Origin of the sequence: Neorhizobium sp. IRS_2294 (genome assembly GCF_050500145.1) — a bacterium.
Lineage (GTDB): Bacteria > Pseudomonadota > Alphaproteobacteria > Rhizobiales > Rhizobiaceae > Neorhizobium > Neorhizobium soli.
On sequence record NZ_CP191439.1, the window covers coordinates 1,522,034 to 1,546,724 of the forward strand.

29 protein-coding genes are annotated in these 24,691 nt (G+C 61.4%); 9 read left to right on the forward strand and 20 right to left on the reverse strand.

The features are described from left to right. Position 1 precedes the first annotated feature (1 nt). From ACQY1K_RS07330 to ACQY1K_RS07345, 4 genes are read right to left on the reverse strand one after another with little or no spacing between them, the layout of a single operon-like run. Complete coding sequence (locus ACQY1K_RS07330) at positions 2-1,072, reverse strand: NADP-dependent oxidoreductase (RefSeq protein ID WP_430258639.1); 1,071 nt, start codon at positions 1,070-1,072, stop codon at positions 2-4. A 13-nt stretch (positions 1,073-1,085) separates the two neighbouring features. Then, positions 1,086-2,351, reverse strand: a complete 1,266-nt coding sequence (locus ACQY1K_RS07335; protein WP_038303931.1) for an acetyl-CoA C-acyltransferase — start codon at positions 2,349-2,351, stop codon at positions 1,086-1,088. A 57-nt stretch (positions 2,352-2,408) separates the two neighbouring features. Beyond that, positions 2,409-3,155, reverse strand: a complete 747-nt coding sequence (locus ACQY1K_RS07340; protein ID WP_037520589.1) for a ferredoxin reductase — start codon at positions 3,153-3,155, stop codon at positions 2,409-2,411. Beyond that, positions 3,148-3,753: a sulfite oxidase-like oxidoreductase gene (locus ACQY1K_RS07345; protein WP_037520588.1), complete on the reverse strand. Its 606-nt coding sequence runs from the start codon at positions 3,751-3,753 to the stop codon at positions 3,148-3,150. The genes ACQY1K_RS07340 and ACQY1K_RS07345 overlap by 8 nt, the downstream gene beginning before the upstream one ends. Positions 3,754-4,261: 508 nt before the next feature. On the opposite strand from ACQY1K_RS07345, the gene ACQY1K_RS07350 reads away from it, so the two are divergent. Genes ACQY1K_RS07350 through ACQY1K_RS07360 form a run of 3 tightly spaced genes read left to right on the forward strand, consistent with a single transcriptional unit; the run spans position 4,262 to position 6,507 of the window. Then, the gene (locus ACQY1K_RS07350; RefSeq protein WP_037520721.1) at positions 4,262-4,735 is read left to right on the forward strand and encodes a TlpA family protein disulfide reductase; all 474 of its coding nucleotides are present in this window, start codon (positions 4,262-4,264) and stop codon (positions 4,733-4,735) included. Between the two features lie 3 nt (positions 4,736-4,738). Then, a complete protein-coding gene (locus ACQY1K_RS07355; protein ID WP_037520587.1) occupies positions 4,739-5,230 on the forward strand; it encodes a DM13 domain-containing protein in 492 nt (163 codons plus the stop codon). A gap of 8 nt (positions 5,231-5,238) precedes the next feature. Next, positions 5,239-6,507 (forward strand): MFS transporter, encoded by a 1,269-nt coding sequence (locus tag ACQY1K_RS07360; protein ID WP_037520584.1) that lies wholly within the window; start codon positions 5,239-5,241, stop codon positions 6,505-6,507. Between the two features lie 24 nt (positions 6,508-6,531). On the opposite strand, the gene ACQY1K_RS07365 is transcribed toward ACQY1K_RS07360, so the two are convergent. The 7 genes from ACQY1K_RS07365 to ACQY1K_RS07395 all read right to left on the reverse strand — a co-directional run bounded on the left by ACQY1K_RS07365 (position 6,532) and on the right by ACQY1K_RS07395 (position 11,546). Then, the gene (locus ACQY1K_RS07365) at positions 6,532-6,981 is read right to left on the reverse strand and encodes a hypothetical protein (protein WP_037520719.1); all 450 of its coding nucleotides are present in this window, start codon (positions 6,979-6,981) and stop codon (positions 6,532-6,534) included. Positions 6,982-7,067: 86 nt separating this feature from the next. Further along, the gene (locus ACQY1K_RS07370) at positions 7,068-7,640 is read right to left on the reverse strand and encodes a hypothetical protein (RefSeq protein WP_037520582.1); all 573 of its coding nucleotides are present in this window, start codon (positions 7,638-7,640) and stop codon (positions 7,068-7,070) included. 91 nt (positions 7,641-7,731) lie between these two features. After that, positions 7,732-8,700 carry a magnesium and cobalt transport protein CorA gene (locus ACQY1K_RS07375; protein ID WP_037520579.1) on the reverse strand — a complete coding sequence of 323 codons (969 nt, stop codon included), beginning with the start codon at positions 8,698-8,700 and terminating at the stop codon, positions 7,732-7,734. Next, positions 8,697-9,401 (reverse strand): glutathione S-transferase N-terminal domain-containing protein, encoded by a 705-nt coding sequence (locus ACQY1K_RS07380; protein ID WP_037520577.1) that lies wholly within the window; start codon positions 9,399-9,401, stop codon positions 8,697-8,699. The genes ACQY1K_RS07375 and ACQY1K_RS07380 overlap by 4 nt, the downstream gene beginning before the upstream one ends. A gap of 134 nt (positions 9,402-9,535) precedes the next feature. Next, positions 9,536-10,075: a peptide-methionine (S)-S-oxide reductase MsrA gene (gene msrA / locus ACQY1K_RS07385; RefSeq protein WP_037520576.1), complete on the reverse strand. Its 540-nt coding sequence runs from the start codon at positions 10,073-10,075 to the stop codon at positions 9,536-9,538. A 1-nt stretch (position 10,076) separates the two neighbouring features. Beyond that, positions 10,077-10,520 carry a peptide-methionine (R)-S-oxide reductase MsrB gene (gene msrB / locus ACQY1K_RS07390; protein WP_037520575.1) on the reverse strand — a complete coding sequence of 148 codons (444 nt, stop codon included), beginning with the start codon at positions 10,518-10,520 and terminating at the stop codon, positions 10,077-10,079. A gap of 150 nt (positions 10,521-10,670) precedes the next feature. Continuing rightward, positions 10,671-11,546, reverse strand: coding sequence for a LysR family transcriptional regulator (locus tag ACQY1K_RS07395; protein WP_037520573.1), 876 nt, complete (start codon positions 11,544-11,546; stop codon positions 10,671-10,673). 194 nt (positions 11,547-11,740) lie between these two features. Here ACQY1K_RS07395 and ACQY1K_RS07400 point away from each other — a divergent pair, with 194 nt between their 5' ends. The 3 genes from ACQY1K_RS07400 to ACQY1K_RS07410 all read left to right on the forward strand — a co-directional run bounded on the left by ACQY1K_RS07400 (position 11,741) and on the right by ACQY1K_RS07410 (position 14,369). Beyond that, complete coding sequence (locus tag ACQY1K_RS07400; protein WP_037520572.1) at positions 11,741-12,967, forward strand: bifunctional alpha/beta hydrolase/OsmC family protein; 1,227 nt, start codon at positions 11,741-11,743, stop codon at positions 12,965-12,967. A gap of 27 nt (positions 12,968-12,994) precedes the next feature. Then, positions 12,995-13,531, forward strand: a complete 537-nt coding sequence (gene msrA / locus ACQY1K_RS07405; RefSeq protein ID WP_229342224.1) for a peptide-methionine (S)-S-oxide reductase MsrA — start codon at positions 12,995-12,997, stop codon at positions 13,529-13,531. Between the two features lie 76 nt (positions 13,532-13,607). Beyond that, positions 13,608-14,369, forward strand: coding sequence for a ZIP family metal transporter (locus tag ACQY1K_RS07410; RefSeq protein WP_051886772.1), 762 nt, complete (start codon positions 13,608-13,610; stop codon positions 14,367-14,369). Positions 14,370-14,389: 20 nt separating this feature from the next. On the opposite strand, the gene ACQY1K_RS07415 is transcribed toward ACQY1K_RS07410, so the two are convergent. Beyond that, positions 14,390-14,884: a MarR family winged helix-turn-helix transcriptional regulator gene (locus ACQY1K_RS07415; RefSeq protein WP_206366640.1), complete on the reverse strand. Its 495-nt coding sequence runs from the start codon at positions 14,882-14,884 to the stop codon at positions 14,390-14,392. Positions 14,885-15,567: 683 nt separating this feature from the next. On the opposite strand from ACQY1K_RS07415, the gene gap reads away from it, so the two are divergent. Then, positions 15,568-16,575 (forward strand): type I glyceraldehyde-3-phosphate dehydrogenase, encoded by a 1,008-nt coding sequence (gene gap / locus ACQY1K_RS07420; protein WP_037520571.1) that lies wholly within the window; start codon positions 15,568-15,570, stop codon positions 16,573-16,575. Positions 16,576-16,642: 67 nt separating this feature from the next. Beyond that, positions 16,643-16,945 (forward strand): hypothetical protein, encoded by a 303-nt coding sequence (locus ACQY1K_RS07425; protein ID WP_037520570.1) that lies wholly within the window; start codon positions 16,643-16,645, stop codon positions 16,943-16,945. 192 nt (positions 16,946-17,137) lie between these two features. Here ACQY1K_RS07425 and ACQY1K_RS07430 read toward each other — a convergent pair whose 3' ends face one another. Continuing rightward, a complete protein-coding gene (locus ACQY1K_RS07430; RefSeq protein ID WP_037520568.1) occupies positions 17,138-18,106 on the reverse strand; it encodes a YeeE/YedE thiosulfate transporter family protein in 969 nt (322 codons plus the stop codon). Positions 18,107-18,132: 26 nt separating this feature from the next. Then, the gene (locus tag ACQY1K_RS07435) at positions 18,133-18,663 is read right to left on the reverse strand and encodes a MarR family winged helix-turn-helix transcriptional regulator (protein WP_037520567.1); all 531 of its coding nucleotides are present in this window, start codon (positions 18,661-18,663) and stop codon (positions 18,133-18,135) included. 212 nt (positions 18,664-18,875) lie between these two features. Here ACQY1K_RS07435 and ACQY1K_RS07440 point away from each other — a divergent pair, with 212 nt between their 5' ends. Next, positions 18,876-19,778, forward strand: a complete 903-nt coding sequence (locus ACQY1K_RS07440; protein ID WP_038303941.1) for a LysR family transcriptional regulator — start codon at positions 18,876-18,878, stop codon at positions 19,776-19,778. On the opposite strand, the gene ACQY1K_RS07445 is transcribed toward ACQY1K_RS07440, so the two are convergent. Genes ACQY1K_RS07445 through trbK-alt form a run of 6 tightly spaced genes read right to left on the reverse strand, consistent with a single transcriptional unit; the run spans position 19,775 to position 24,691 of the window. Continuing rightward, positions 19,775-20,011, reverse strand: a complete 237-nt coding sequence (locus ACQY1K_RS07445; protein WP_037520564.1) for a DUF2274 domain-containing protein — start codon at positions 20,009-20,011, stop codon at positions 19,775-19,777. The two genes, ACQY1K_RS07440 and ACQY1K_RS07445, sit on opposite strands and share 4 nt — an antisense overlap. A gap of 2 nt (positions 20,012-20,013) precedes the next feature. Continuing rightward, complete coding sequence (locus tag ACQY1K_RS07450; RefSeq protein ID WP_037520563.1) at positions 20,014-21,231, reverse strand: TrbI/VirB10 family protein; 1,218 nt, start codon at positions 21,229-21,231, stop codon at positions 20,014-20,016. Beyond that, a complete protein-coding gene (gene trbG / locus ACQY1K_RS07455) occupies positions 21,228-22,277 on the reverse strand; it encodes a P-type conjugative transfer protein TrbG (RefSeq protein ID WP_037520560.1) in 1,050 nt (349 codons plus the stop codon). The genes ACQY1K_RS07450 and trbG overlap by 4 nt, the downstream gene beginning before the upstream one ends. Continuing rightward, on the reverse strand, positions 22,274-22,957 hold the full coding sequence (trbF, locus tag ACQY1K_RS07460) for a conjugal transfer protein TrbF (RefSeq protein ID WP_037520558.1): 684 nt from the start codon (positions 22,955-22,957) through the stop codon (positions 22,274-22,276). Before trbF ends, trbG begins: the two co-directional genes overlap by 4 nt. After that, on the reverse strand, positions 22,957-24,321 hold the full coding sequence (gene trbL / locus ACQY1K_RS07465) for a P-type conjugative transfer protein TrbL (protein ID WP_037520557.1): 1,365 nt from the start codon (positions 24,319-24,321) through the stop codon (positions 22,957-22,959). Before trbL ends, trbF begins: the two co-directional genes overlap by 1 nt. Positions 24,322-24,325: 4 nt before the next feature. After that, the gene (trbK-alt, locus tag ACQY1K_RS07470; RefSeq protein ID WP_037520714.1) at positions 24,326-24,691 is read right to left on the reverse strand and encodes a putative entry exclusion protein TrbK-alt; all 366 of its coding nucleotides are present in this window, start codon (positions 24,689-24,691) and stop codon (positions 24,326-24,328) included.

Consider the following 24,691-nt stretch of genomic DNA (forward strand, 5'->3'; position numbering starts at 1 on the left):
GTCAATGTCCTTGCACGCGAGGCGGCCACTGCCCGCCCGATGTCCCAGCCTCACGCGTCACTGCAGCATCGCCACCTTCGACGATGAGGACAATCTTGCCTTGAATATGACCCGCCTCAGCACGCTCGTGGGCGGCAGCCGCTTCCGAGAGGGGGTACGTGCTATCGACCGCGACGCGAACGGTCCCGCTGTCCAGCAATCGGCCTAACTCGGCGAGTTGGGCTCCGTTGGATCGTACCTGTGTTGCAGAGACCGTAACGCCAAGGTTAGCGGCTTCATCGTGTCCCGCGAAGCCAAGCGGAAAGATTGGAAAAAGCGCGCCGCCGCGACGTATCGAACGCAAGAAGCGACTGGCTGTCGGGCCACCTACTGCATCGACGACGAGGTCCACCTCGCGCACCAAGTCTTCCGCCTTGATTTTCGTGTAGTCGATGAATTCGTCTGCGCCGAGATCGCGCAGAAATGTCTCGTGTCGGCCTGACGCAATAGCTATCACGCGCGCGCCCTTGTGTTTTGCTAACTGCAGTGCGAGGTGACCGACACCGCCGCCGGCGCCATTGATCATGACGCTTTTGCCTTCCAACGGGACCGGGTCGTGCCTCCCGGGCTGCAGGGGATTGGGTTCGCTATGACCCAGCTCTATCAGGTACTGCCACGCGGTCAGTCCCGACATCGGCGCTGCAGCGGCATGAACATGGTCGAGGCCGCGAGGTTTTAGCGCCAGATCTGATGCCGGTGCCGAAACGTACTCTGCGTATCCCAGGCTTTCGCCAAAACTTGGGAATCGGATCATTCCAAAAACTTCGTCACCCGGTGAAAACGCTGTGACATCCGGGGCGACAGCCTCAACGATCCCGGACACGTCCGAGCCGGGTATGGCCGGCAACTCGATCGGCGGTCTCCACTCGGGGGGCAGCGCCTTGTACCCTTCTCTGAGATACCAATCCGGAGGATTGAGGCCAGCCGCATGCACTCGGACGAGAACCTCGCCTGGCCTGACGGCGGGCTTTGGAGCATCCTCATAGCGGAGTACGCCGGGAGCACCGAATTCGTGGAAGCGGATTGCCTTCATCAATATCCTCCGGTCAAACGCGTTCAAGAAGAGCAACGGTGCCCTGGCCGCCGTCAGCGCAGATGCTGACGATCCCGCGCGACCCCACCGGCAGGGCCCACAGTTCCTTCACCGCTTGGCTAAGATCGCGCGCGCCGGTCGCCCCGAAGGGATGTCCGATGGCTACCGAACCGCCATTGGGGTTGACCCGAGTCCAATCGAACTCGCCCATGGCGGCCTCGACGCCGGCCTTTTCGCGTACCCAATCCGGATCGGCGATGGCCGCGACATTGGCCAACACCTGGGCGGCGAACGCTTCGTGGATCTCCCACAGAGCGATGTCGGAGAAGCCGAGGCGATGCCGCGCGAGCAAGCGCGGTATCCCGTAGGAAGGCGCCATCAGGAGCCCTTCCGTATGGAGGTCGACTGCCGACACTTCGTAGTCGACGAGCCGCGCGAAAGGCGTACCGGCGGGGAGTCTCCTCAGACCCGCGTCGTTGGCAACCCAGCAGCCGGCCGCTCCATCGGTGATGGGGGAACTGTTGCCGGCCGTCAGGCTGCCCTGTCCGCTCTCCCGATCGAAGGCTGGCTTTAGGGCGGCGAGGCGCTCGGCAGACGTATCTGCTCGCGGGTTCGCGTCGCGCGCCAGCTCCGGCAGAGAGGTGACAAGGTCGTCGAAGAAGCCGTTGTCCCAGCCGGCGACGGCTCGCTGGTGGCTCTTTAGAGCCCAGTCGTCCTGTGCTTCGCGCGAGACACGCCAAGCTTTGGCGGTCTCCTCCATGTGATCGCCCATCGTCCGACCGGTGATGCGGTTGGCCCACCCCTTGGTTGGAAGCACGAAGTCGTGCGGCGTCAGCGATTGCAGCGCCGAAAGTGCCGCGGCCGGATCCTGCCCGAACAGATCGGTCAGTCGCTTGGATGCTTCTGCGGTTAAGGCAAGCGATGGCCTGCTCATGACCTCTGCGCCGCCAACCATTGTCAGGTCGGTCCCGCCACCAAGCAGTCCTGCCGCAGCGAAGGTTGCAGTCATGCTGGTCGAGCACGCTAGGACAACGGAGAACGCGGGGATGCTGGGGTTGAGCTTGGCGTCCAGCCAAACTTCCCGAGCGATGTTGCTCCATCCCAGGTTGGGTATGACGGTTCCCCAAACAGCCAGGTCGGGCTCCGCAAGATTCGCCATCGCCTGGACCACAGGCACTGATAACGAGACCGCGTCGTAGTTGGCCAACGCCCCGCTACCTCGGCCGAAGGGTGTCCGTAGCCCAGCCGCTACGAAAACAGGTTCAGCAAAGCGGCTCATACTGATCTCCCGGACATCGAAAGTTGAAAAAGAATGAGCGTGGGCGCTTCGCTGCGTTTAACCACCATAACGCTCAGTCTTGATGATGGAGGGGTCCAGGCCTGCCGAGAGCGCACCATCCGTTGCGATGGTGACGAAGCCGTTGGAGCCGCAGACGAAGACCTGCGAAGGGTTTCGGCCGAGACGGGAGATTGTCTCCTTGACCATCAAGCTGTCGATGCGCCGATCAAAGTCCGACGCGCGCATGGGCGCCTCGCGGGTTATCGCCAGCGCCAAGCTGAATGCCGGGTCGTCCGTTTCAATTGTGTGCAGTTCCCTCGAGAACAGCACGTCTTGGGCGGTCCGCGCCGACAGGAGCAGCGCAACCGGGACCGACTGCGCTAGGGATCGGCGCTGGCGGATCATCGCCATCAGCGGCACCACGCCGGAGCCCGCTCCCATCAGTAGGACTGGCTCGTCAGCGGGCTCCGGCCATAGGAAATGGCCACCGAGCGGTCCGCGGAGTTCGATCTCGTCGCCGGTTGCTGCGATATCATGGAAGAACGGTGAGACCTCGCCATCGTGAAGGCGCTCGATGGCGAGTTCGAGGATCGGAGATGAAGCGGGCGACGAGGCGATCGAATAGCTTCGCATCGCGGTGTAGCCGTCCGGCGCGGTCAGACGGACATCGACATGCTGGCCCGCGACATGAGTGAACGGGTTCCCCAACCGCAGGAAGAAGCTCTTGATACTCGGAGTCTGTTGGACGATTCCGTCGATGAAGCAGGACTGCCACGATGCGGGTTGCGCGCCGATCTCAGTCATGGGTGTATCTTTGCTCGCGCCAAGGATCGCCGTAGATGTGGTAACCACGCAGCTCCCAGAAGCCGGCTTCATCGCGCGTTGTGAATTGCAGCGCGTTCACCCACTTTGCGGACTTCCAGAAGTATAGGTGGGGAACGAGGAGGCGCGCCGGTCCTCCATGGTCGCGCGGAAGCGGCTGGCCCTCATAGTTCAGAGCGACCATCGCCTTCCCCGACAACATGTCGGCCAAGGGAACATTCGTCGAATACCCATCGTAGCAATGCGCCAAGACGAATTCGGTTGGCCGCTCAATCCCTGCTGCCGCAAGGATGTCCTCGATGAGCACGCCTTCCCATGCAGTATCGAGCTTGGACCAGGACGTCACACAGTGAATGTCTTTGGTCACCTTCGTCTTGGGCAGCGCGTTGAACTCGCCCCAATTCCAGACCTTAATGGGTCTCGGGCCGATCTTGACCGTGAACTTCCAGTCGGATGTCTCAATGCGCGGCGTCGGTCCCGCTGTCAGAACCGGAAAATTCTCAACGAGGTGCTGACCAGGCGGAACTCGGTTCGAGTGGTCGCCGCCTGAGCCGCGGCCCGTAAAACCTCTGGTGACCATGCCCAACCCCCTTGCTTGTCACGACAGACCGAAACCGGGTTCATCACAGACTATTAGGAGCAAGAACGTAGCGTAAGCAAAGGTCATGCTTTCCGATAGGTCGGATATTAGATCACCGGTGTTCGTTGCAGTATTAAGATGATTTCGCCCACTATGAGTTACGACGATTGCCTAGATACTATAGAGGCATATCGCCAAGTTTGACCAATGCCTGTTCGCTATAGTTTCGATAGCTTCGTAGAATAGTCGAGGGAGCGCTGAGGCGAGAGGCGGCCCAGCGTCGGCCAAGGGTATAGAAACTATGCTGAGCAGCTATTGGAATTGTCTATCATAACAATTCATAGTCGTGGCTGCCGAAATCCTGGTTTTCTGAGGCATAGTTCGAAAGAAATCCCGATCTTATCGATCAAGAGACCTCAAGACGAACAGCGCAGATACGTGCAGCAGTTCGTCTGTCGCCGCCATCACCGGCCAGACATGGCCTGCTGCATTGAGGTTGGAGAAATCGGTGAGAGAGACCGGACCGCAAGCGCCCGAGCTTCGTGTGCAGCATTGGATCGGCGAGGATGGACACCGCCTCGATGCGTCCATCAAGCTTTCAGACATCGGTCCCGGGCCGAAGATTCTGTTCGCATTCCAGCACTGGTGCCGTGGCTGCCATCTGCATGGCTTTCCCACGCTTCAAAGGTTGCATGGGGCGTTGGAATCCAGGGGCGTCGGGTTTGCCGTCATCCAAACCGTCTTCGAAGGCGCCCAAGAGAATACGTTCGAAAAATTGCGCGTCAATCAGCTTCAGTACGGCCTACCTGTCGCCTTCGGTCACGACGAGCCACTGCCAGGCGCACCGTTCCCAACGTTTATGGGGGATTACCACACCCGGGGAACGCCGTGGTTCGTGGTGATCGATGCCGATGGTCACATTGTCTTTTCTGACTTTCATCTCGATGCGGATCGTCTTGTGGCAGAATTCGAGCGGGCGTGATCTATGCCGCGTTGGCTGATCCTAACCGCCACTCACATCCTCGTCTTGTCCGTAGGCTTCGCCGGCGGGATCTACCTGCTGCCTATCCTGACTGCGCCGCCTTCGCCCACTGAAGTTGCGCTTCAAAACTCTGCTTCTGAAGCGGTCTATTTTGGTCGATTTGCGCGCGATCTGGAAGGCAGTGATCTCCTCCATTGGGGCACTGGAGAAGTTCGGATTGCGCCCGATCGGATCGCGCACCTAGGGCGTCTTTCGCCTGGTCCGGATTACAAGCTCTACCTCGCGCCCCGGTTCGTCGAGACCAAGGCGGCCTTCCTCGAGATCAAAAGCTCTTCGGTTAGGCTGGGCGATGTGAAGACCTTCAATGGGTTTATATTGCAGGTGCCCAGAGGCGTCGATGTTGACGATTACAGTGCAGTTGTCATCTGGTGCGAGGCTTTTGATCAATTCATCAGCGCTGCAGAGTATCGTGTTCCACATCAGGCTCTCAAATGAGCCAGGTAATGGACAATGTGAAGGCTGCTTGCACGCGTGGCCTCGTCCTCGCGCCAGTAGCCGCCTTGCTGTTGAGCGTCGCCATCTTGCTGCTCGGCAACGGGCTGCTGGGCACGCTTTTGATCGTCAGAGCTGGTCAGGAGGGCTTCTCGGCCGCTGCGATCAGCGCGATGATGTCGTTCTACTTCGCAGGCTTCACGATTGGCGCGCTGGTTTTGCCTCGCATCATTGTGTCGGTGGGGCACGTACGGACCTTCGCCGGCTTTGCGGCGATCGCATCGATGACCGCCCTTCTCCATGTAGCGTTCGTAGATCCGGTAGCTTGGATGCCGCTTCGGCTCGTGACCGGCTTCGCATATGCGGGTATGATCCTCGCAACGGAAAGCTGGCTCAATGCCCACGCGGTTCAATCCACACGCGGTCAGCTTTTGTCGATTTTCGGCGTTGTATCCATGGGTTCTTGGGCGACCGGACAGGCGCTCCTCAACATCGCTCCACCCGCCGATGTTACACTTTTCCTCATCGTCTCGCTGCTGATATCTGCCGCAGTGGTTCCGATCACTCTACTTCCCAGTCATTCGCCGGCCGATGTACGGCACGAGTCGGTTGCATTCAGGGATCTCTTTTCTGTTTCGCCCTTGGCGTCGATCGGCGTCTTCTTGGCCGGGCTGGCCATAGGCGGCTTCTGGGGCATGGGGCCCAATTTTGCGCAAAGGATCGGTCTCGACGTCGTCGGCATCTCCGCCTTCATGGCCGCAGTTCTCGGAGGAACGCTTGTGTTGCAATGGCCGCTCGGTTGGCTCTCCGACCGGGTGTCCAGGAACCTGGTCATCGCAGGAGCGGCGCTGGCATCCGCCGTGGCAGCCATCGGCGTGTCGGTGGCGGCAGACGCCCCTTTGCCCGTCCTTCTTGCGGCGGGAGCGCTCTTCGGCGGTTTTGGCATCCCGATCTACTCGCTGTGTCTCGCCGCCGCGAACGACGACCTTCCTCCAGGGCGGCTGCTCGGCACCGCGCGAGGGCTTCTGCTGCTCAACGGGATCGGAACGGCGGCCGGACCACTTGTCGGGGGAGTGGTGATGGATCGTGTCGGGCCCGGTGGGCTGTTCGTCTATGCTGCTGTCCTGCTGACCATGCTAGCGGTGTTAGCGGGCCTACGCGGTCGCTCTCGCTCCGCAATCGAGGTAAAGGCGACACGTTGCCCGAGTACGCCGATGATCACCGCCTCTCTCGATGCGATGATACGAACCCAGGACGAGCCGCAGAGCGTTCGGAACTAGCGCTGCGGCCCTGGCGACCGTTTGCTATGAGACAGCTTCGACCTTCAGCTCTCGGCCGTTGAATTGAACGGTCTCGCCGGCCTGAGCCCCGTCGATTACCTCGAAGATCGGCGCCATCGTCGATATGCCCATAAGCTCGCGCCCATGGCAGACGAACTTGTCCGTTGACACCGCGACGACGAAGTAGCGACCCGACAACTTGATGACCGCCCCTTCTGTAACCGCCGTCTTCGGTCCGAAGTCGATTGTTCTCAGCTTGTCGAGCTTGTCGGCGTAATCGTCCAGCGTATCGTCGAGCGCCTCGGCGAAGTCGCTCGCGATCTCGGCTTGTGCCTGTTCGTCGTTCTCGATCGGCTCGCTCCGATCCAAGCGAGCCGTGGAAACATAATCGAGATACTTGTCGCGAGCGCTCTGCAGAGCAGCGGTCTCCAACGACAGCATCGTTTCCCGGATGTGGTCTTTATTCCAATCCATCTGCACCTCGTCGCATTGCAATTTGAAATGATAAGCCGATCTATCGGAGCAAGCCGTTGAAAGGCCGCGTTCCGCAGTCGGCGCCGTCATTCGTCGATGATGACGTCTTCGCCCTGGTAGGGGATCCTGATCAGCCGAGGATCCCGAATGATGCTGGTCACGAGCCAGACATACGTCTGTTCTGCGGTATCGAAGCCGAGAATGCTGAATGCGCCGCCGAACGGGCATGCCGGAAAGTCGGGGAAGCCTTCTCGAAGAACGTAACGCTCGGGTTCGCGATCGAATTCGGCCTTGTAGACCTTCCGCAGCCCATGCTTGCTCGGAACGTCTTCGTCGCCCGCAGGCGCTGTTTCACGATGTTCCAGGAGGCGCTCGGAAAGATCACGGTGGCAGATCTCGTCGAACACGTCGAAGGCATCAATCAGCAAACCTTTTCGCTCGGTCGCGGGATCGGTGATCGCGTAGATGTTCGAAGCATCTTCGGCACCGTCCCCGCTTTCGAGACGCAGCGCTGCGTCGACGCGAATGGAGCATGGATCGAGCCTCGATCCCAGTTCGAGATCGACCAGGTTGCCGTCCTTGACGCGGTACTCGCGGTCATAGCCCTTCGCGACGAAGGACTGCACTGCTTTTAGAACGTCGGTCACTTGGGCTGTCATTGATGCACCTCGAGTTCACGTTGGGACGGAAGAGCGGCCGTGGACGGCGCGCGGCAGCCTGCTGGGTCTAGTCGCGGCTCGCGCGTAGCGATCACAGCCACTTGGCCTTCTTGAACCGCACGAACAGGAAGAGGCAGAACATCAGCATGACACCAAGCACGACGAAGTAGCCGTAAGGCGTGTCCAGTTCCGGCATGTTCTTGAAGTTCATGCCGTATATGCCTGCAATCGCTGTCGGCACTGCGAGGATCGCGGCCCACGCCGCAAGTTGGCGGGTGACGACCCCGATTCTTTGCGCTTCGAGAAGGCTGCTGAACTCGAATACAGTGGATAGCACCTGCAGGAGGCCATCGACCATGGACTGGACACGATCAACATGGTCGGCAACGTCGTTGAAGTAGGGCCGCACCTCAGCGCTGATGCAGGGAAAGTGTCCGCGCACGAGCTTGCGCACCAGCTCGGCCATAGCGCCAAGGGTGCGCTGAAAGCGCGTCAGCTCGCATCTCAGGCCGAAGATGCGAGCAACGTCCTCTCGCCCAAGGAAGTCGTCGAGCGATCGCCTTTCCATCGCAAGTACGTCATCCTCGATCATTTCGAAGATGGGCAGATACTGATCCACGATCCGGTGAAGGATCGCGTGGAGGACGTAATCGACGCCTTTTCCGAACTGGGCGGGCGAACGCTCGAGTTGCTCTCGAAGGTTGCCCAATGCACCAGCGTTGCCGTGGCGAACGGTGATAAGATGGTTATGGCCAGTAAAGATCGCCGTCTTGCCGTAACGTATGCGGTCCCCGACCAGCTCAGCCGTCTGGGCGACGACGTAAAGCTCGCCGTTATAAACTTCGAGCTTGGGCGGGCATATCGGGTGCATCGCGTTGTCGATCGCTAAAGGATGCAGATTGTAGGTCGCCTGAAGCGCCCTCAGTTCGTTGACGGAGGGCTCGCTGAGCCCAATCCAGCAAAAGCCCGAACGGTTTTTGTCGAGTTCGACGCGCTCGTCGATAGCTACTTCCCGGATACGTCGACCCTCGTTGTAGTAATATGCAGCGATAACACTCATGCTGACCTCGCCGGAATGAGCAGCCCACGTTGGACTGCTGGGCGCGCGAGGCCGCGATCCAGCCACGCTTGGACATTCGAATGATTGCTAAGCCGCAGTAGGTCGCCGGCGTCGTAGGCGCCAACCAAGGCGTTGACCCAGCCGAGGGTCGCAATGTCGGCGATAGAATAGTCATCGACGATCCAGTCGCGCCCGTCCAGTTGGCGGTCTAAGACTCCCAGGAGGCGTTTGGATTCATCAGCGAAACGCTTCTGAGGACGCTTATCCTCATAGTCCTTGCCGCCCCCGCGCAGGAAAAAGCCGAGTTGACCGAACATCGGGCCAATCGCCGACATCTGGAAGAATACCCAGCTTAGCGCCTCGTAGCGCTTGGCTGATGCTCTCGGGACGAGCTGGTCGGCCTTCTCCGCCAAATAAACGAGGATCGCGCCGGATTCCCAAACGCCGAGCGGCTTACCGTCCGGACCCATTGGGTCGATGATCGCTGGTATGCGGCCATTCGGGTTTAGCGAAACGAAGGCCGGATCTTTGCTTTCGTTCTTAGAGATGTCGATAAAGTGCGGCTCGTACGGCAGGCCGATCTCCTCGAGCATGATCGAGACCTTGACGCCGTTGGGCGTGGGCGCGGCGTAGAGCTGCAGGAGGTCAGGGTTGGATGCCGGCCAGCGTTGTGCGATCGGAAACGACGAAAGATCTGGCATGATGTGGCGATCCTAACAACTCGATGGCTGAGGAGCGGTATGACCGCTTGATTAGCTGGGTTTCGGGCCCGCACCATCAGTGGATGCGGGTCCGATGGTGCGACCCAGGGGCTCAGCCGCAAATGTGGCTGCAGCTATTCCGCTGCCGCGCCGGCCTCAGCCTGGGTGTCGCCAGCGTCTTTACGCTTCGGGAGCACCCAGTTAGCGCGCGGGAAATGACAGGTATATCCGCCCGGCCTCTTCTCCAGATAATCCTGGTGCTCCGGCTCTGCTTCCCAGAAGTCACCCACGGGCTCGACTTCGGTGACGACCTTGCCGTCCCACAGTCCGGACGCGTCGACGTCGGCTATCGTATCTTCGGCGATGCGCTTCTGCTCCTCGTCGATGTAATAGATGCCAGATCGATAGGAGAGGCCGCGGTCGTTGCCCTGGCGGTTCTTTGTCGTCGGATCATGGATCTGGAAGAAGTATTCCAGGATATTACGGTAGCTCGTCACTGTCGGGTCGAAGGTGATCTCGATCCCCTCCGCATGAGTGCCATGGTTGCGATAGGTGGCGTTCGGCACGTCGCCGCCGGTGTAGCCGACGCGGGTCGAAACGATGCCGGGCTGCTTGCGGATCAGATCCTGCATTCCCCAAAAGCATCCGCCAGCGAGAACAGCGCGCTGATGCATGTTAAGCCTCCTCTACTTGGTCGAGATACTCGCCATAGCCCGCGGCTTCCATCTCATCGCGCGGGATGAATCGAAGCGATGCCGAGTTGATGCAGTAGCGCAGGCCGCCGCGGTCGGACGGCCCGTCCGGAAACACGTGGCCAAGATGGCTGTCGCCGTGCACCGAGCGAACCTCCGTCCGGACCATGCCATGCGAGCTGTCTCGCACTTCGTTCACGTGAGCCGCGACGATCGGCTTGGTAAAGCTCGGCCAGCCAGTGCCGGACTCGAACTTGTCCGTCGACGCGAACAACGGCTCGCCGGATACGACGTCAACGTAGATGCCCGCCTCCTTGTTGTCGTTATACTCGCCGGTAAAGGGTCTCTCGGTGCCGTCCTGCTGGGTGATCCGGCGTTGTTCCGGGGTCAGGCGTTCGATTGCTGCCTGCGACTTTTCAAACTTCATGGTGAGTCTCCATTACTTAGTTAGAGGGCCAGGCACACTACGTTCAATTTATCACGTCGATACTCACATCAACTATCGCAGTGGCTCCAACGATAATCCAATACGTCGTGCGTATAGTTTCTATACCGCACATGCCTCTTGCTTGGCGGGTCAACTCCAATCGTAACGGGCTGCAAGCTGAGCGACTTTTCGTATCTCGACCGGTGCCGTAGATCCGGACACGGTGGCGATTACGATCTCACGCTCCAACGCGAAGCCCTCGATCGGCCTTGTGATCAGGCCGTGGGTGGTGGCCGCGCGTTCGGGCAAAATGCATATCCCCCGCCCTTCGGCGACGACGCGCTGCACCCAGTCGTCTCGATCTGAGCGGAAGCGAGGGCGCATGCGCACCTCTCGACGCGCGAAGTGCTCGAAGATTTGATCGCGGCACTCGCATTTCAGTCGATCGACGAACGGGAAAGCAAGCAGGTCTTCACCACGAACGACTTCGCACGCCGCCAAGGGGTGATCTGCAGCGCAGCCGAGCACGAAGCGCTCCCGGAAGAGAGGACGCACATCAAGTTTACGATCCGGCCTTGATTCGCGAGGCAGGATGCACGCGTGATATTTGCCTGAGAGCACCTCCGACGTGTCCTCGCCCGATTGGAGCGAGTGCAGTTTGATCTCGATGGACGGCACCTCTTCCAGCGCGCTGTCGAAAAAGGCTGTGAAGGTCCTCGGGCCGACGCTGGAGGCGACAGCAACGTCGAGAACACGATGCCGCCCCATTGCCCAGTTTTCCGAGTGGTGTCTTACGCTCTTCATCGCGACCAGCATTCGGCGGAATTCCAACTCGACGTCCTGACCCAGGCTCGTCAGCCGGCTGTTCTTCCCGTCACGATAGATGAGCGGTCCACCGAGTTCCTCCTCCAGGCGGCGGATCGCTCGTGTCAGGCTTGGTTGTGAGACACCACTGAGACGAGCAGCCGCAGTGAAATTCAGCGTCTCGGCCAAGTTGATGAAATAGCTGACCTGATTGAGTTCCATAGCCCTTTGGCCTGCGCCCTGACGAGTGGCACCCCAGAGGACCGATCCGACTACAGCCTCAGAAGTATGCGCGACGCATATAATCATGGTTTAGGGGCTTGTCTATATGCGCCGCGCATATAGAAAGAATGTCTTGGGCTGCTAGTTCGGGTCGATGGTGCTCCTGCTAAGCCGCCGTTGGAGGCTCGACGCATATGGCAGGAACGCGGTTCACGTTTGCCGGGGGAGGGGGGTCTGAACTAACCGGGCACCTGGAGGCGCCAGAAGGCACTCCTCGCGGCTGGGCGATTTTCGCCCATTGTTTCACTTGCGGGAAGGACAGCCGCGCCGCCGTGCACATCGCACGCGCGCTCTCGCGGGCCGGTATCGGCGTCTTGCGGTTCGACTTCGCCGGCACAGGGATCGCGAGTTCCGCGGAAGAAGCGGTAAGCTTCGCTTCTGACGTCGACGATCTGAGGGCAGCCGCGGAGGCCATGGCGGCCGCCGGTATGCCACCCGCCCTCCTTGTCGGGCACAGCCTGGGTGGAACGGCTGCGATCGTAGCCGCTGCCGCGCTGCCGGATGTCGCCGCGGTGGTGACGATCGGTGCGCCGGCCGACCTTCAGCATATCTTGCGCGTTTTCCGGCCTGGCGACCTTGACGCGATAGCGAGCGAGGGCGAGGCCTCTGTGGAGATCGCTGGCAGGCCCTTCCTCATCCGCCGCACCTTCCTGGAAACGGTAGAGCGAGCCGACATCGAGAAGTCCATCGCCGCGCTTCGACGTCCGGTGCTGGTCATGCATTCGCCGGTGGACCAAGTCGTGGGCATCGAGCACGCCTCGCGCATCTTCGTCGCATCACGCCATCCTAAGAGTTTTGTCTCGCTCGACACGGCGGATCACCTTCTCACCGACGTCGACGATGCGAACTACGCCTCAGCTATGGTCGCCGCGTGGGCCAGCCGCTTTCTTCCGCCGCTAGCGGCGGATCTTCCGCAGGTCGAGGCGGCAAAAGGTGTCGTTGCGTCGGAGACGCTAGCGGGGAAGTTCCAGCTCACGGTCCGCAGTGGCGAGCATACTCTGTTCGCCGACGAGCCGGAATCGGTCGGAGGTCTTGGGAGCGGCCTGTCTCCCTACGAACTGGTGTCAGCCGGGCTAGCTGCCTGCACGGTGATGACGATGCGCCTTTACGCCAACCGCAAGGGCTTCCCGCTCGAAAGAGCGACGACGAGCGTGCGGCACGAGAAGGTGGCGGACATAATGCCTCCCGACCGCTTCACACGCACCATCGTTCTCGATGGGCCGCTCAGTGATGATCAACGCGCGCGCATTCTTGAGATCGCGGATCGGTGTCCCGTCGATCTGACGCTCGTCCGGGGTTCTGATGTGCAGACCGAGCTTTCGAGCGGCGGCCAGCCTGCAGGTGCAAGGCCGTCGAACTGATTGGCACACAGCGTTTAGGGTGATCGGATGATGAGCCTGCCAGCTACAGACCAGACGCCGACGCAAACCGAGCGAGCGATACTCGCGGGTGGCTGTTTCTGGGGCCTGGAGGATTTGCTGCGCCGCGCCAAGGGGGTCGTGGCCACGCGTGTCGGCTATATTGGCGGTGAAATGCCAGATCCGACTTATGCGAGACATTACGGCCACGCGGAAGCCGTCGAGGTGACCTTCGATCCGTCCATTCTGACGTATCGGGCTCTACTGGAACTATTCTTCCAGATTCATGATCCGACGACCTACGAGCAACAGGGCAGCGACGTCGGCCCAAGCTATCGGTCGGCGATATTCTATACGTCTAAAGCGCAGATGGACATCGCCTTAGCGACGATCGCCGAGATCGAAGCCTCGGGTCGCTGGCCTGGGCCAGTCGTGTCCGAGATCAACCCGGAAGAATCCTTCTGGGAGGCTGAGCCCGAGCATCAGAAGTATCTCCTGCGTCAACCCGGTGGCTATAGCTGCCACTTCCCGCGACCGACCTGGCGATTGGACCGAGCGAACCGATGAGCGAGCTTCGACTATCATCGACAATACTGCTGCAAGGGTGCTCGCGCTTTGTCGTGCTGCCAGCCGGGTCACCGTCATGATGCCGGAATACGTGATCGCCGGCTTGTGGGGCCTTTTGTCGGGAAGCGGACTGCTGGTGGGGGCGGTGCTGGCGGACGTGCTTTTCGGGCGGCTTACTCACCGCATGATCTCCGCAGTCATGGGCTTTGGTGGCGGCGTGATGATTGCCGTTGTCGCTACCGAACTCATCGGCGATCGCGTTTCGGCCGGGATGGGCCCATTTGCGATCTTCGCGCTACTCGCCGGAGCTGCGATCTTCAGCGGCACGAACTGGTTTTTGTCTCGCCAAGGCGCGAAGCACCGAAAGCGATGCGGTGAATGCACGGAACAGGCCACTGAACAGGAGCACCGCGGTAGTGGTGCTGCAATTGCGCTCGGCAGCGTTCTCGACGGAATTCCAGAGGCCCTTGTGATCGGGATGTCGGTGGCTGGTGGCGGCAGGATCAGCCTGGCCGTCGTGGCAGGCTTCTTTCTTGCAAACGTGCCCCAGGGCCTATCGAGCACTTCAGGAATGAAGGTTGCGGGCCGACCCCGAAGCTATATCTACGCGGTCTGGATCGGCATTCCCCTACTCGTTTGCGTTGCCGCCGGTGTGGGAAATCTCATCCTCGGCTCGGCATCGACTCAGGCGCCAGCCATCCTTTCTTTCGCGGCCGGCGCCGTCATAGCGATGCTGGCAGAAGCTATGATTCCCGAAGCGTTCGAAAAGGCGCCGCCGTTCATAGGGCTCATCACGGTCGTGGGATTTCTGGCGGCATATCTCATCGCTCAACATTGATTCATGCGATTGCGATGGTCCTACGCCTCGCCGCTGTTCTCGCGATCTACGCCACGCTCATGCAACTCGGCATCAATCGGGCAATTCGTGCAACCCTCATAGCAACACAAGCGGCAGATACGGTAGGAATGCTCAAGATTTTCCAGGCGATGCCGTAAGACGCGTTCCGCGATGTCGCAAAGAACTCTCAATTCGTCTGGGCTTAGGATGGATAACCCCTCAGCGATCACCTCGTCGCGTGAGGAAAGGACTTCGTCGCTCGCTACCTTGCCCGCCGCAGTGAGATAGAGAGACCGGGTGCGACCATCCGTGAAATGCTCACGGCGTTCGACCAATCCCTCAGCAGCTAACCGATCCACCAAACGGACAGTCGCTGCATGGGAGAGGCCGACGCCGATGGAGAGCATGCGAATCGAGAGCCCAGGCATGTGCGCAATCAACGCCAGGGCCGATGCTGCGGGTCCAGCTTCCGGCGCCCGCGATGAACTAGCGCGAACGATGTCGTCGCTGATCATGAGTGCGAACGCCCCGAAGATATTTCGATCTCGAGGTCCATCCATTGTCACATCTATATGTGCGCGAAGCATAGACAGCAAGTCATACGCGTGTGGTGCGGGTCGGCAAGCGTGCGGAAAAAAGGCCGGATTCCCAGAGGCTTACGACGTTCCGCCGATGACGCGGGAGATTGAAACTCCGCAATTTAGATCATGGCGCGCACGGACTGCCGATACCTGGCGGCTATAGATCGGTGAAGTTTGCCGTGGTTTCGGCTGCCTTGAGGCCGAATCACATCGTTCCAGCGCCAGCTACGCGTTGTGGCCAAATGTTATCGGCAGGCCTGGGAGCTCGCTTTCTGCGTCCCACCTCAACCGACTCACCCTGGTCAGCCACGACCGTGCTTTAGCCGCAGCCAGCCGGCAGATGGATATCAAACCCCCTATCCGTCTTGGGGACGCGTAGGCCTTGAACGCGTTTCACGCAGCCCCCCAAAGAACGGCTGCTTGTTTGGACGGCGCAAGCTGGATCGTCCGTGCTGACACTGCCGCGTTGACCCCGAGTGCCCACCCAGATAGGTCTATGCGTGACGCATACATAATGTGTTGTTGCGCACACGCCGCCAGAGCCGATTTCGTGCGCCATGTTTCACTGAGCGAATGGCGGATGCTTCAGTCAGTAAGGCGAGCCAGGGGAGATAGGCATGACGGTTAAGGTCGCAATCAACGGTTTCGGTCGGATCGGGCGACTAGCCTTACGGTCGATCGTCGAACTACATCGAGAGGACGTCGAAGTGGTTGCGATCAACGACCTCGGGCCGGTCGCTACCTTGGCGCACCTTCTGAGGTACGACTCGGTTCATGGTCCCTTTCGTGGATCGATCGACCTCGGCGAAGACTGGATCGACGTCGGGTCCGGTAAAATCAGGGTGTCGTCGGAACGCGATCCAGCAAACCTGCCCCATGATGAGCTTGGTGTTGACGTGGCGCTCGAATGCACGGGCTTCTTCACATCCAGGGAGAAGGCCGAGTCGCACATTCGTGCGGGAGCAAGACGCGTGCTCGTCTCCGCGCCGAGCGATGGGGCAGACAAGACGATCGTCTTCAAGGTCAATCACGACACGCTGACCGCTGACGATGTCGTCGTATCAAATGGCTCATGCACGACCAATGTCCTCGCGCCTGTCGCGAAGGTACTGAACGACCTCTGTGGCATAGAGCGAGGCTATATGACCACGGTTCACGCTTATACCGGTGACCAGCCGACGCAGGATACCGTCCATAAGGATCTCTACCGCGCCCGCGCAGCCGCACTCTCAATGATCCCGACGTCCACCGGGGCTGCGAACGCGATCGGCCGCGTGCTGCCGGAACTAAAAGGTAAGCTTCATGGCTCGTCGATCCGCGTCCCAACGCCGAACGTCTCGGTCATAGATTTGGCTGTTTCGACGTCGCGTGAGGTTTCGATAGACGAGGTGAACGACGCCATCCGTCAGACTGCCGCCGGTGCAATGAGTGGGGTGCTCGCCTTCACGACAGAGCCCTTGGTGTCGGTCGATCTGAACCATCGGACCGAATCCTCAATCGTCGCACTTCCCCAGACAGATGTTGTCGACGGCAGGATGGTTCGCGTGCTTGCTTGGTACGACAACGAATGGAGCTTTGCGACGCGTATGGCGGATACCGCGGTCGCAATGGCGAAGCTCATATAGCCGATCGAGTGCCGGCAAAGTCGTCACTCGGCGAAAAGGTGGGTTTTCCAAAAAAAAGGAAGCATCGATGAGCATGAATGGACCATTGGCGCGCGCAGCGAGAGCCCTGATTCAGTGGCCGCGATCACATGTCGCCAAGATCGCTGAGTTGGACGAGGAAACGTTAGCTCGGTTCGAGGCCGGCGGTAGCATGCTTGCAGCTTCGGAACTGACGCGGTTGCGTGACGCGCTCGAACGGGGCGGCGCCGTCTTCATCGATGAGGATCATCGCGCGGGATCGGGCGTGAGGCTTAAGTTCAACGCCAAGGATGTGCGTGCCATTAATCGGATGGAGGGCGAAGGCGGGCCGGTAGGCACCGACGATGTCTGAAACCTCAGATTCTCGCGCCGGAGCTGGGGTATCAGGCGACAGACACTCATTCCTGCCGTGACCACGCCTATCATGACACCACCGGATGCTCGACGCACTATCCTTCGAGACGGCAATCAGGGGGATGGGCCCACGCAGGCGTATTACCTGATAAGTCGATATTCACGGGTCTCATGATCGGCCCAAGACCATCTACCCTCTCCCGTGGCCTGATGGGCGTTTCTTGAAAAGCCTGTCACGCGCTGCAAATCCAAAAACGATCGTCGTCGTCATCACGAGGTAGGCAACTATGCCGCCCGGAGAGAGTGTAGGCACTGCGGCGAGGATCAAAGCGTCGTTGCCACCGGGTATGAGGCCGATACCTATTCCCATCAACGCTCCGCCGACAATCGATCGCAGAATGCCGGCAACCGTCGGCCGTTGAAAACGCAAACGTCCCTGACGCACGGATGCCGTGATTGCTCCCGCAACAGAGGCAATGACCGCAACGAGTGCGACCTCGCCTGTTGGTGTCATTCGAAGAGGAAGGCCGCGTTGGATCAGGTCAGCGAACGTCCATGCCGGTGACAGGGCGTAAAGAAGTCCACCAGTGATACCGAGGCCAATCATTGAGGCGCCAAACGCCCAACCCGGTCTTCTTCGCGATGCGCCCTTCGTCGATACGAACATCACCGCCAGCGCTAGTACAACCGCAAGGGCGAGAACCGTAGCGGCCCCAGAGATGCTTGGGCTCGCGATAAGACTTGTCCACGTGACGAGAGAGCCGGGCCGACCATGATCGGCAATCAAGATCCCGACTGCTAGTCCCACAGGAAGAGCTAGCAGTCGCATTTCCCCATCGCCTAACCGTGCCAACGATCCAAGCAGACAAGTGTCATTGATGAGCGCCCCAAAGCCGAAGGCGATGGCGCCGATTAGGAGAAAGGCGTTGACGTTCGTCGAGGGTGCAAGGGTCGCGTTCAGCGTCCCAGACCAAGCGAGCGGAATAGCAACGAGGCCCGCCGCTGCAGACGCCGCAACAAATCCGACGAACATTCTTGGTGGGCGTCGTTTCTGCAACTCGTGAGCAGCTACGACCAGACATGTTCCACCTCGGTTTGCGGAATACCCGAACCAGAATGCCAGCATGCATATGAGAAGGTCGAACGCGATGGATTCCAAGGTATCAAGCCTGATTCATTTTCTCGTCAGTCGTTCTTCGAAGGACGCCGGGGTGGCGAGCGGGCTGGCGGCGTCGCGCTTTCAGTAGGTCGTGGCCTCGGGTAGCCGCCCAGATGCCGGAGGCTTGCGAGCTCATTTTTGTTCAACCCGTTTTCGAGGAGCCGCTCGGACAACGCGCCTAGGTCGTTCAGGTCCATGGGCGATAGGGGCGAGACCCACGCCGCGATCACCTGCTCGCGCGCTCTGAGCAAAGCTCTAGTCATCTCCTCACCGGAATTGGTGAGGTGGATGAAACGCGCCCGTCTGTCGACGGTGTGTCGCCGCCGTTCGACCAGATGATCGGTTTCAAGCCTGTCGATCAATCGCACCGTCCCGGCATGGGAAAGCCGAAGCCGGCTAGCTAGGACGCCGATAGGCACCCCAGGCTCAACACTAAGAAGGATCATCAGCGCAGCCGCTGGTCCGCTCGGCGAAAGCGAGGCTGAGGCACTCGCGATGTTGTCAGCCACCGCGAGCGCTAGTGCACCAAAATGATATTTGGCTGCCGCCGGCTCCATCCGTCAACGATATATGCGTGACGCATAGACATCAAGTGTCCGAAGATGTATGACTGCCGCATACATTTCTGGGATTCGGAGATGGTCATGCTCACCGAAGGACTCGGCTCGGATTCCTCGCCTGAGATCGAAAGAGATGCGCCGTCCACTGGCGGCTTAAAATTTCGCGCGCTGCTCGTGCGCTTGAATGGCGGCAGCCACGGAGGGGCATCATGCCCGATCTGACGCTTGATCTGCGATACCTCAAATACGCGATCCAGGTCGCCGAGGCAGGTAGCTTTCGCCGGGCGGCCGAACGCATTGCGATCTCCCAATCTACCGTGAGCCGTCGGGTGCAGATGCTAGAGCGTCAGCTTGGCGTTTCGCTGTTCGAGCGCACAAGAACAGGTGCCGCGCTAACGCCCGAGGGAGCACGCTTTCTTCAGCACGCGGCTGTAGGAGCGCGATACCTGCGCGAGGCTGCGACGGAGATCCGGTCCACACGAAACCTCAAGACCGGGCTTATCAGATTTGGGATGCTCGAAGCGTTTCCGGCGGGCCCAATCATCGACCTTCTCGCGGACTTTCGACATCAATATCCGACTATCGAGGTGAAGCTCGAGGAAGGCACGTCAGAAGAGAATACATCGCGGGTGCGGCGTGGATTACTGGATGCCGCAATTTGCCTTCGCACAAACAGCAACCGCCAGTTTCACATTCGACGCTTCTGCGATCCCACTTTGTTTGTGGCATTGTCCCAGCGTCACCAGTTGGCGTCGCGAATGCAATTGGCTTGGGAAGACATCTGCGACGAGGTCTTCCTCGTTCGTTCCGACGGTGCCGGACGTGAACTCTCTGACTTGCTCAAGCGCATGGTAGGAGCCGTAGAAGGAGAGGTTCAACTATCCATTCAACAGGTCAGCCGGGAGACACTCCTCACCATGGTCGAGCAGGGCTTCGGTTTAACCATCACGACGTTGGTTCGCCAAACTGACATCGCGTTGGTCCCGCTTTCATCGGCCCGAGCGCCTACGGCTGCTACGATTTCATGCTGCGACAACGACAATCCCGCCCTACCACTGCTGCTGAAATGTCTCGACACCCTCTCAGGGTTGAAGGGGAGGAGTCTTGGCTAATCTTCGGTCTTTTGCGTCGTAGCTCGCCTAGCTTTTGCAAAACCGCGGTCGGTCGCGATGAACCGCTGCAACATAGGAACGATCAACCTAGCCGGATCGACCGCAGGCTGCCCTTGTTCGCGCCCTAACAGATCGGCATAGTCGGCCAAGTCGTGATGAAGAGCAGCAGGCAACTCGACTTGAACTTTGATCGGCTTTTCTTCCGCGATAGGCCCCAGCTTGAGCTTCGACATTATCATCCCCCATATGGTTCGAGCACGAGATCGCGCGTCACGATAACCCGGACAGGGAATCCTGGCCGGACGGTGAGCGTCGGTGGCACATTAAGCTGCCGTCTGACGATCTGCTGACCCGCGTCGTTAAGCGTGTCCTGACCGCCGTTGCGGATCGCCTGGATCAAGCGATCATCATTGTCCACGGCGAGTTCGGCGCCGACGCTGAGCAGCGTGGAAAGTCCCGCCGCCTTGGCGAGATCCCACCAGTGGTAATCGACGCCGTCCTGCAGGCCGGCGAAACCTTCGGCATCGGCACCTGGCTGGCGCTCGAGCACGATCGAGCGGCCATTCGGAAAGATCAGCCGGTTCCAGACAAGCAGCACACGGCTTTGCCCGAACTGCACGTTGTTGTCGTACTGGCCGATGACGCGCGTGCCCTGGGGCACCAGAAGGATGCGGCCTGTCGGACTATCGTAGATGTTCTCCGTCACCTGGGCGGTGATCTGTCCCGGGAGGTCGGATCGGATGCCGGTTATGAGCGCCGCCGAGATGACTGCGCCGGCCTGAAGGATGTTCGGCGACGCCGGAGCAACGACGCGATCGGGCGCGACCGTCCGGCGATCGGCCGCTGCGTTGAGGAAGGCATTCTGGCGATCCTGCGCGGAGGGTGTGGCCGGCGGCGGCGCGAGGCCGAGGCTCGTCAAATCCGGCGCGGGCGGGAGTGCCGGGACACCTCCCGCCGCAGCGGGCGCCCCCCGGCTTTCCGATCCGGAGAAAAGGCGGCTGGTCCGCGCGGTCTCGATCTCCTGAAGGCGGCGCTGCTCTTCCGGGCTGATGCCGGGATTGGGCGTGGCGATTCCGGGTGTCGGCACCGGCTGTCCGCGATCCTGGGTGCTGAGGATCGGCCGCCCGAGGTCACCGGGAAGTGGCGGACCGAGCTGCGGCACGCCACTGTAATCTCGCGGCAGGCCGGCCAGTCCGTCAGCGGTCGAGCGGTTCTCGGTCGAATAGAGTTCGTCGTTCGGCCGACCGCCGTCGCGTGTCTGAAGCGCGTAGATCAGCGCACCGCCGAGCCCAACGCTGGCGACAAGACCGAGGCCGGCGAGAACCTTCCGCGATAACCGCGTGACGCGGGGCGGTTCGGCGCGCAGGCGCATCGGCGCTGGCCCGACCGGCTCGCCGGTCAAGGGCTGCCCATCGTCGGGCACTTCCTCATTCCGGGGCGGGTTCTCGCTCATGAGGTCGGCCTTCCGTCGGTGCGGAAGATCCTGACGCGCTTCTGCTCGCGACCGGAGCCGAAACGCAGTTCGGCGGCGGCGAACAGGCGGTCGACGATCATGTGGTGGCCGCGAACGCGGTAGTTCACCAGCTCGGAGGTATTGCCCTCGGGGCCGACGACGAAGAGCGGCGGCATCTCGCCCTGACCGATGCCGCGCGGAAACTCGATGAAGACCTGGCGGCCGTCATCGAAGGCGCGCAGCGGCCGCCAGGGCGCGCGATCACCCTCGATCGCGTAGCGGAAGTTGACGTTGGCGAGATCGACTCCGCTCGCCACCGGCTGGGCGGCCTGCGCCTCGGCGTTCTGCCGGCGCAGGGCGATGAGCTGGTCCTGCGGATACTGCCAGGAGACCGATGCCATATAGGTCCGCTCGGTCGAGCGCAGCTCCATGTGATAGGTGCGCATGTTGGTGTTGATGACGAGGTTCGTCATCAGGTCGGCCCGCGTCGGCTTCACGAGGATATGGATTTGGCGCGTCGCGCCCGATCCGCTCTCGGTGTCGCCAATGATCCAGCGGACCGTGTCCCCGGCCGCCACCGGACCGGCGCCGACGAGCTGCTCGCCCGGCTGAAGCGCGATGTCGGTGATCTGCCCGACAGCAGTATAGACCTGATAGAGCGCCCCTTGCGTCCAGGGATAGACCTGCATGGAGTTGATGAAGCCGTCGCGCACCGGCTGGACGCGGGCCGCCTCATTGGCCTGATTGACGCGCGCCGTCGGGTTGGTCGGCTCGGGCGCGCGTCGCGTCTCCGGCACGGGCTGCAACTGGCCGGGTAGCGGCAGCGGCCGCGGCAGCTCGACCACGGTGACGGGCGCTGGCGGATCGACCGTCTGCACAGCCGGGGCCGCATTGTCGTAGGAGATTTCCGGCGGTGGATTGGTGGTCGCACAGCCGGCCAGCGCGCTCGTCGCCAGCAGGACCGCAGGGAATGCGGCTTTCCGCAGAACTGCGAATACGATTGTGTGTGAAGCCGGATTTCCGGCTTTACGGAAAGACGGCTTCATTGCCCAAGCTCCCGTGACCAGTTGATGGCGTTGACGTAGATGCCGAGCGGATTGGCCCTGAGCCGGTCGGCGTTGCGAGGAATCTGCACGACGATCGTCAGGATCGCCGTCCAGCGCGTGGTTTCGGCGAGCTGGCCGTTCTCATAACGACGTTCGACCCAGGCGACGCGGAAACTGTCGGGAGACGCGCGGATGACGCTTGAGACGTCGACGGCGACCTGCTGGCGGCCGACCCGCGTGAACGGGTCGTTCGAGCGGGCATAGTCATTGAGCGCCATCGCCCCGCGATCGGTCGTGAAGTCGTATGCCCGCAACCAGTTCTGACGCACGATGATCGCGTCGGCAGGAATCGAGCGGACCTGCTCGATAAAGCGCGCCAGGTGGAAGGCGATCTGCGGATCGGTGGGACGATAGTCGGCCTCGGCCGGCGCCACGGCTTGAGCCTGACCGACGCGATCGACCTGCACCACCCACGGCACGATCGTTCCGCGTGCCGACTGCACGACGAGCGCGGTAGCGAAACCGGCGGAGAGGATCAGGGAGCCGAAGGCCATGAGCCGCCAGTTTTTGGCCTGGATGCGAGAGGCGCCGATGCGCTCATCCCAGACCTGCGCCGCGCGCTGATACGGCGTCTCGGGTTCGGCCGCTTTGCCGTAATGGGTGGTGGGTCGTTTGAACATCAGCGATCGCCTTCGGACAGGTTGACGGAGGAGCCGCCGCCGTGGGCGTCGCCGGAGCGGACGGCATGGGCCGTGGCTTGCACGGCATGGGTCATGCGCTGGGAGCGGCGCATCCGCTGCGCCCAGGCGGGCGGTCCGCCGGCATTGGCGGCACCGGAGGACGCGGCGCCGTCACCGGCGGCATCACCGCCGATCGAGCCCATGGTGGAGGAGCCGCCCGTCGCCTCGAACGCGGCTTTGCCACCGGCGTTGAAGCTGGAGCGCATGCTCTCGGCGGCGCGGGAGGCCGCACGGCGGAGCGGTGAGACCGCAGCGCTGCCACCGGCACGAGCGACCCCGCCAAGCCCCGAGGCGACACCTGTCGCGCCGGACTGCCCGGCAGCGCCAAGGCTGTAGGCAGTGGAAGCCCCGCCTGCGAGCGCAGCACCGCCACGGGCGGCTGCTGCTGCGCCACCGGCGAGTGCCGCGCCGCCGGACGCGGCTGCGCCGACCGCGCCGACGCCTGCCGCCACCATGCCGCCTGCGGCGAGGCCTGTGCCGACGGCGGCGCCGGCGCTGAGTTGAGGACCGCCGGAGACGATGCCGCTCGCGATCCCGGGACCGAAGATGCCGAGGCCAAGCAACGACAGAGCGGCGAGCACGATCGCCATAGCCTCGTCAATAGATGGGTTCTGGCCGCCGAAGCCGGATGTGAACTCGGAGAACAGCGTAGAGCCAATGCCGATGATGACGGCGAGGACCAGGACCTTGATGCCGGATGAGATGACGTTGCCGAGCACGCGTTCGGCCATGAAGGCGGATTTGCCGAACAGGCCGAACGGGATCAACACGAAGCCGGCGAGCGTCGTCAGCTTGAACTCGATGAGTGTGACGAAGAGCTGGATGGCGAGGATGAAGAAGGCGAGCAGCACCAGAGCCCACGCCAGGAACATGCAGGCGATCTGGATGAAGTTCTCGAAGAACGACCAGTAGCCCATCAGGCTGGAGATCGAATCGAGCAGCGGCCGTCCGGCGTCGAGCCCGGTCTGAGCGACCTTGCCGGGGCGCAGAAGGTCGGCTGTCGTGAAGCCCGTGCCGCTGGCCTTCAGGCCAAGGCCTGCGAAGCTCTCGAAGATGATCCGAGCGAGATTGTTCCAGTTGCCGATGATGTAGGCGAAGACCCCGACGAACAGCGTCTTTTTCACCAACCGTGCGATGATGTCGTCGTCGGCGCCCCAGCTCCAGAACAGCGCCGCTAGCGTCACGTCAATGACGATCAGCGTTGTGGCGATGAACGCGACTTCGCCGCTAAGCAGGCCGAAGCCGCTGTCTATGTAGCGGGTGAAGACCTCGAGGAAGTGGTCGATGACGCCGGTGCCGCCCATGATACTACCGTGCCTCGTCGGGCTGGGGCGCGCTTTCACGGCGGATCGGATTGTCGGGGATCTCGCGCGGAATCGCATTCGGCGGAGGCGGTTCGGGGAGACGCTCCATCGGACGAGCGCCGGGCGCGAGAAAGCGATGACGGTTCTCTGCCCAGGCTCGGAGGCACCCCGGATCGCGCGGCCCCGCTTCGCCAAGGGACTGGCAGCGGATCAATTCGTCACGCAGGGGATCGGCCTGAGCCTGGGTAGAGCGGCCGGATGGCCAGGCCGCCGGCGCTTCCTCCTTGCGGGTCATCTCGATCGCGGTCGCGGTGACCGCGACCGCGACGAACACGACGGCGCCAAGCCGCGCGAGCATCTTGCCGTCCAT

What these genes read in the sequence shown, in the direction of transcription:
- trbF (WP_037520558.1), bottom strand. Translation starts at nt 22,957, where the DNA reads ATGTTCAAACGACCCACCACCCATTACGGCAAAGCGGCCGAACCCGAG.
- ACQY1K_RS07360 (WP_037520584.1), top strand. Translation starts at nt 5,239, where the DNA reads ATGGACAATGTGAAGGCTGCTTGCACGCGTGGCCTCGTCCTCGCGCCA.
- msrA (WP_037520576.1), bottom strand. Translation starts at nt 10,075, where the DNA reads ATGCATCAGCGCGCTGTTCTCGCTGGCGGATGCTTTTGGGGAATGCAG.
- ACQY1K_RS07340 (WP_037520589.1), bottom strand. Translation starts at nt 3,155, where the DNA reads ATGACTGAGATCGGCGCGCAACCCGCATCGTGGCAGTCCTGCTTCATC.
- msrB (WP_037520575.1), bottom strand. Translation starts at nt 10,520, where the DNA reads ATGAAGTTTGAAAAGTCGCAGGCAGCAATCGAACGCCTGACCCCGGAA.
- ACQY1K_RS07445 (WP_037520564.1), bottom strand. Translation starts at nt 20,011, where the DNA reads ATGTCGAAGCTCAAGCTGGGGCCTATCGCGGAAGAAAAGCCGATCAAA.
- ACQY1K_RS07410 (WP_051886772.1), top strand. Translation starts at nt 13,608, where the DNA reads ATGATGCCGGAATACGTGATCGCCGGCTTGTGGGGCCTTTTGTCGGGA.
- ACQY1K_RS07345 (WP_037520588.1), bottom strand. Translation starts at nt 3,753, where the DNA reads ATGGTCACCAGAGGTTTTACGGGCCGCGGCTCAGGCGGCGACCACTCG.
- trbG (WP_037520560.1), bottom strand. Translation starts at nt 22,277, where the DNA reads ATGAAGCCGTCTTTCCGTAAAGCCGGAAATCCGGCTTCACACACAATC.
- ACQY1K_RS07370 (WP_037520582.1), bottom strand. Translation starts at nt 7,640, where the DNA reads ATGACAGCCCAAGTGACCGACGTTCTAAAAGCAGTGCAGTCCTTCGTC.
- ACQY1K_RS07440 (WP_038303941.1), top strand. Translation starts at nt 18,876, where the DNA reads ATGCCCGATCTGACGCTTGATCTGCGATACCTCAAATACGCGATCCAG.
- ACQY1K_RS07425 (WP_037520570.1), top strand. Translation starts at nt 16,643, where the DNA reads ATGAGCATGAATGGACCATTGGCGCGCGCAGCGAGAGCCCTGATTCAG.
- ACQY1K_RS07365 (WP_037520719.1), bottom strand. Translation starts at nt 6,981, where the DNA reads ATGGATTGGAATAAAGACCACATCCGGGAAACGATGCTGTCGTTGGAG.
- ACQY1K_RS07395 (WP_037520573.1), bottom strand. Translation starts at nt 11,546, where the DNA reads ATGGAACTCAATCAGGTCAGCTATTTCATCAACTTGGCCGAGACGCTG.
- ACQY1K_RS07330 (WP_430258639.1), bottom strand. Translation starts at nt 1,072, where the DNA reads ATGAAGGCAATCCGCTTCCACGAATTCGGTGCTCCCGGCGTACTCCGC.
- ACQY1K_RS07450 (WP_037520563.1), bottom strand. Translation starts at nt 21,231, where the DNA reads ATGAGCGAGAACCCGCCCCGGAATGAGGAAGTGCCCGACGATGGGCAG.
- gap (WP_037520571.1), top strand. Translation starts at nt 15,568, where the DNA reads ATGACGGTTAAGGTCGCAATCAACGGTTTCGGTCGGATCGGGCGACTA.
- trbL (WP_037520557.1), bottom strand. Translation starts at nt 24,321, where the DNA reads ATGGGCGGCACCGGCGTCATCGACCACTTCCTCGAGGTCTTCACCCGC.
- ACQY1K_RS07335 (WP_038303931.1), bottom strand. Translation starts at nt 2,351, where the DNA reads ATGAGCCGCTTTGCTGAACCTGTTTTCGTAGCGGCTGGGCTACGGACA.
- ACQY1K_RS07435 (WP_037520567.1), bottom strand. Translation starts at nt 18,663, where the DNA reads ATGGAGCCGGCGGCAGCCAAATATCATTTTGGTGCACTAGCGCTCGCG.
- trbK-alt (WP_037520714.1), bottom strand. Translation starts at nt 24,691, where the DNA reads ATGGACGGCAAGATGCTCGCGCGGCTTGGCGCCGTCGTGTTCGTCGCG.
- ACQY1K_RS07375 (WP_037520579.1), bottom strand. Translation starts at nt 8,700, where the DNA reads ATGAGTGTTATCGCTGCATATTACTACAACGAGGGTCGACGTATCCGG.
- msrA (WP_229342224.1), top strand. Translation starts at nt 12,995, where the DNA reads ATGATGAGCCTGCCAGCTACAGACCAGACGCCGACGCAAACCGAGCGA.
- ACQY1K_RS07355 (WP_037520587.1), top strand. Translation starts at nt 4,739, where the DNA reads ATGCCGCGTTGGCTGATCCTAACCGCCACTCACATCCTCGTCTTGTCC.
- ACQY1K_RS07415 (WP_206366640.1), bottom strand. Translation starts at nt 14,884, where the DNA reads ATGATCAGCGACGACATCGTTCGCGCTAGTTCATCGCGGGCGCCGGAA.
- ACQY1K_RS07380 (WP_037520577.1), bottom strand. Translation starts at nt 9,401, where the DNA reads ATGCCAGATCTTTCGTCGTTTCCGATCGCACAACGCTGGCCGGCATCC.
- ACQY1K_RS07400 (WP_037520572.1), top strand. Translation starts at nt 11,741, where the DNA reads ATGGCAGGAACGCGGTTCACGTTTGCCGGGGGAGGGGGGTCTGAACTA.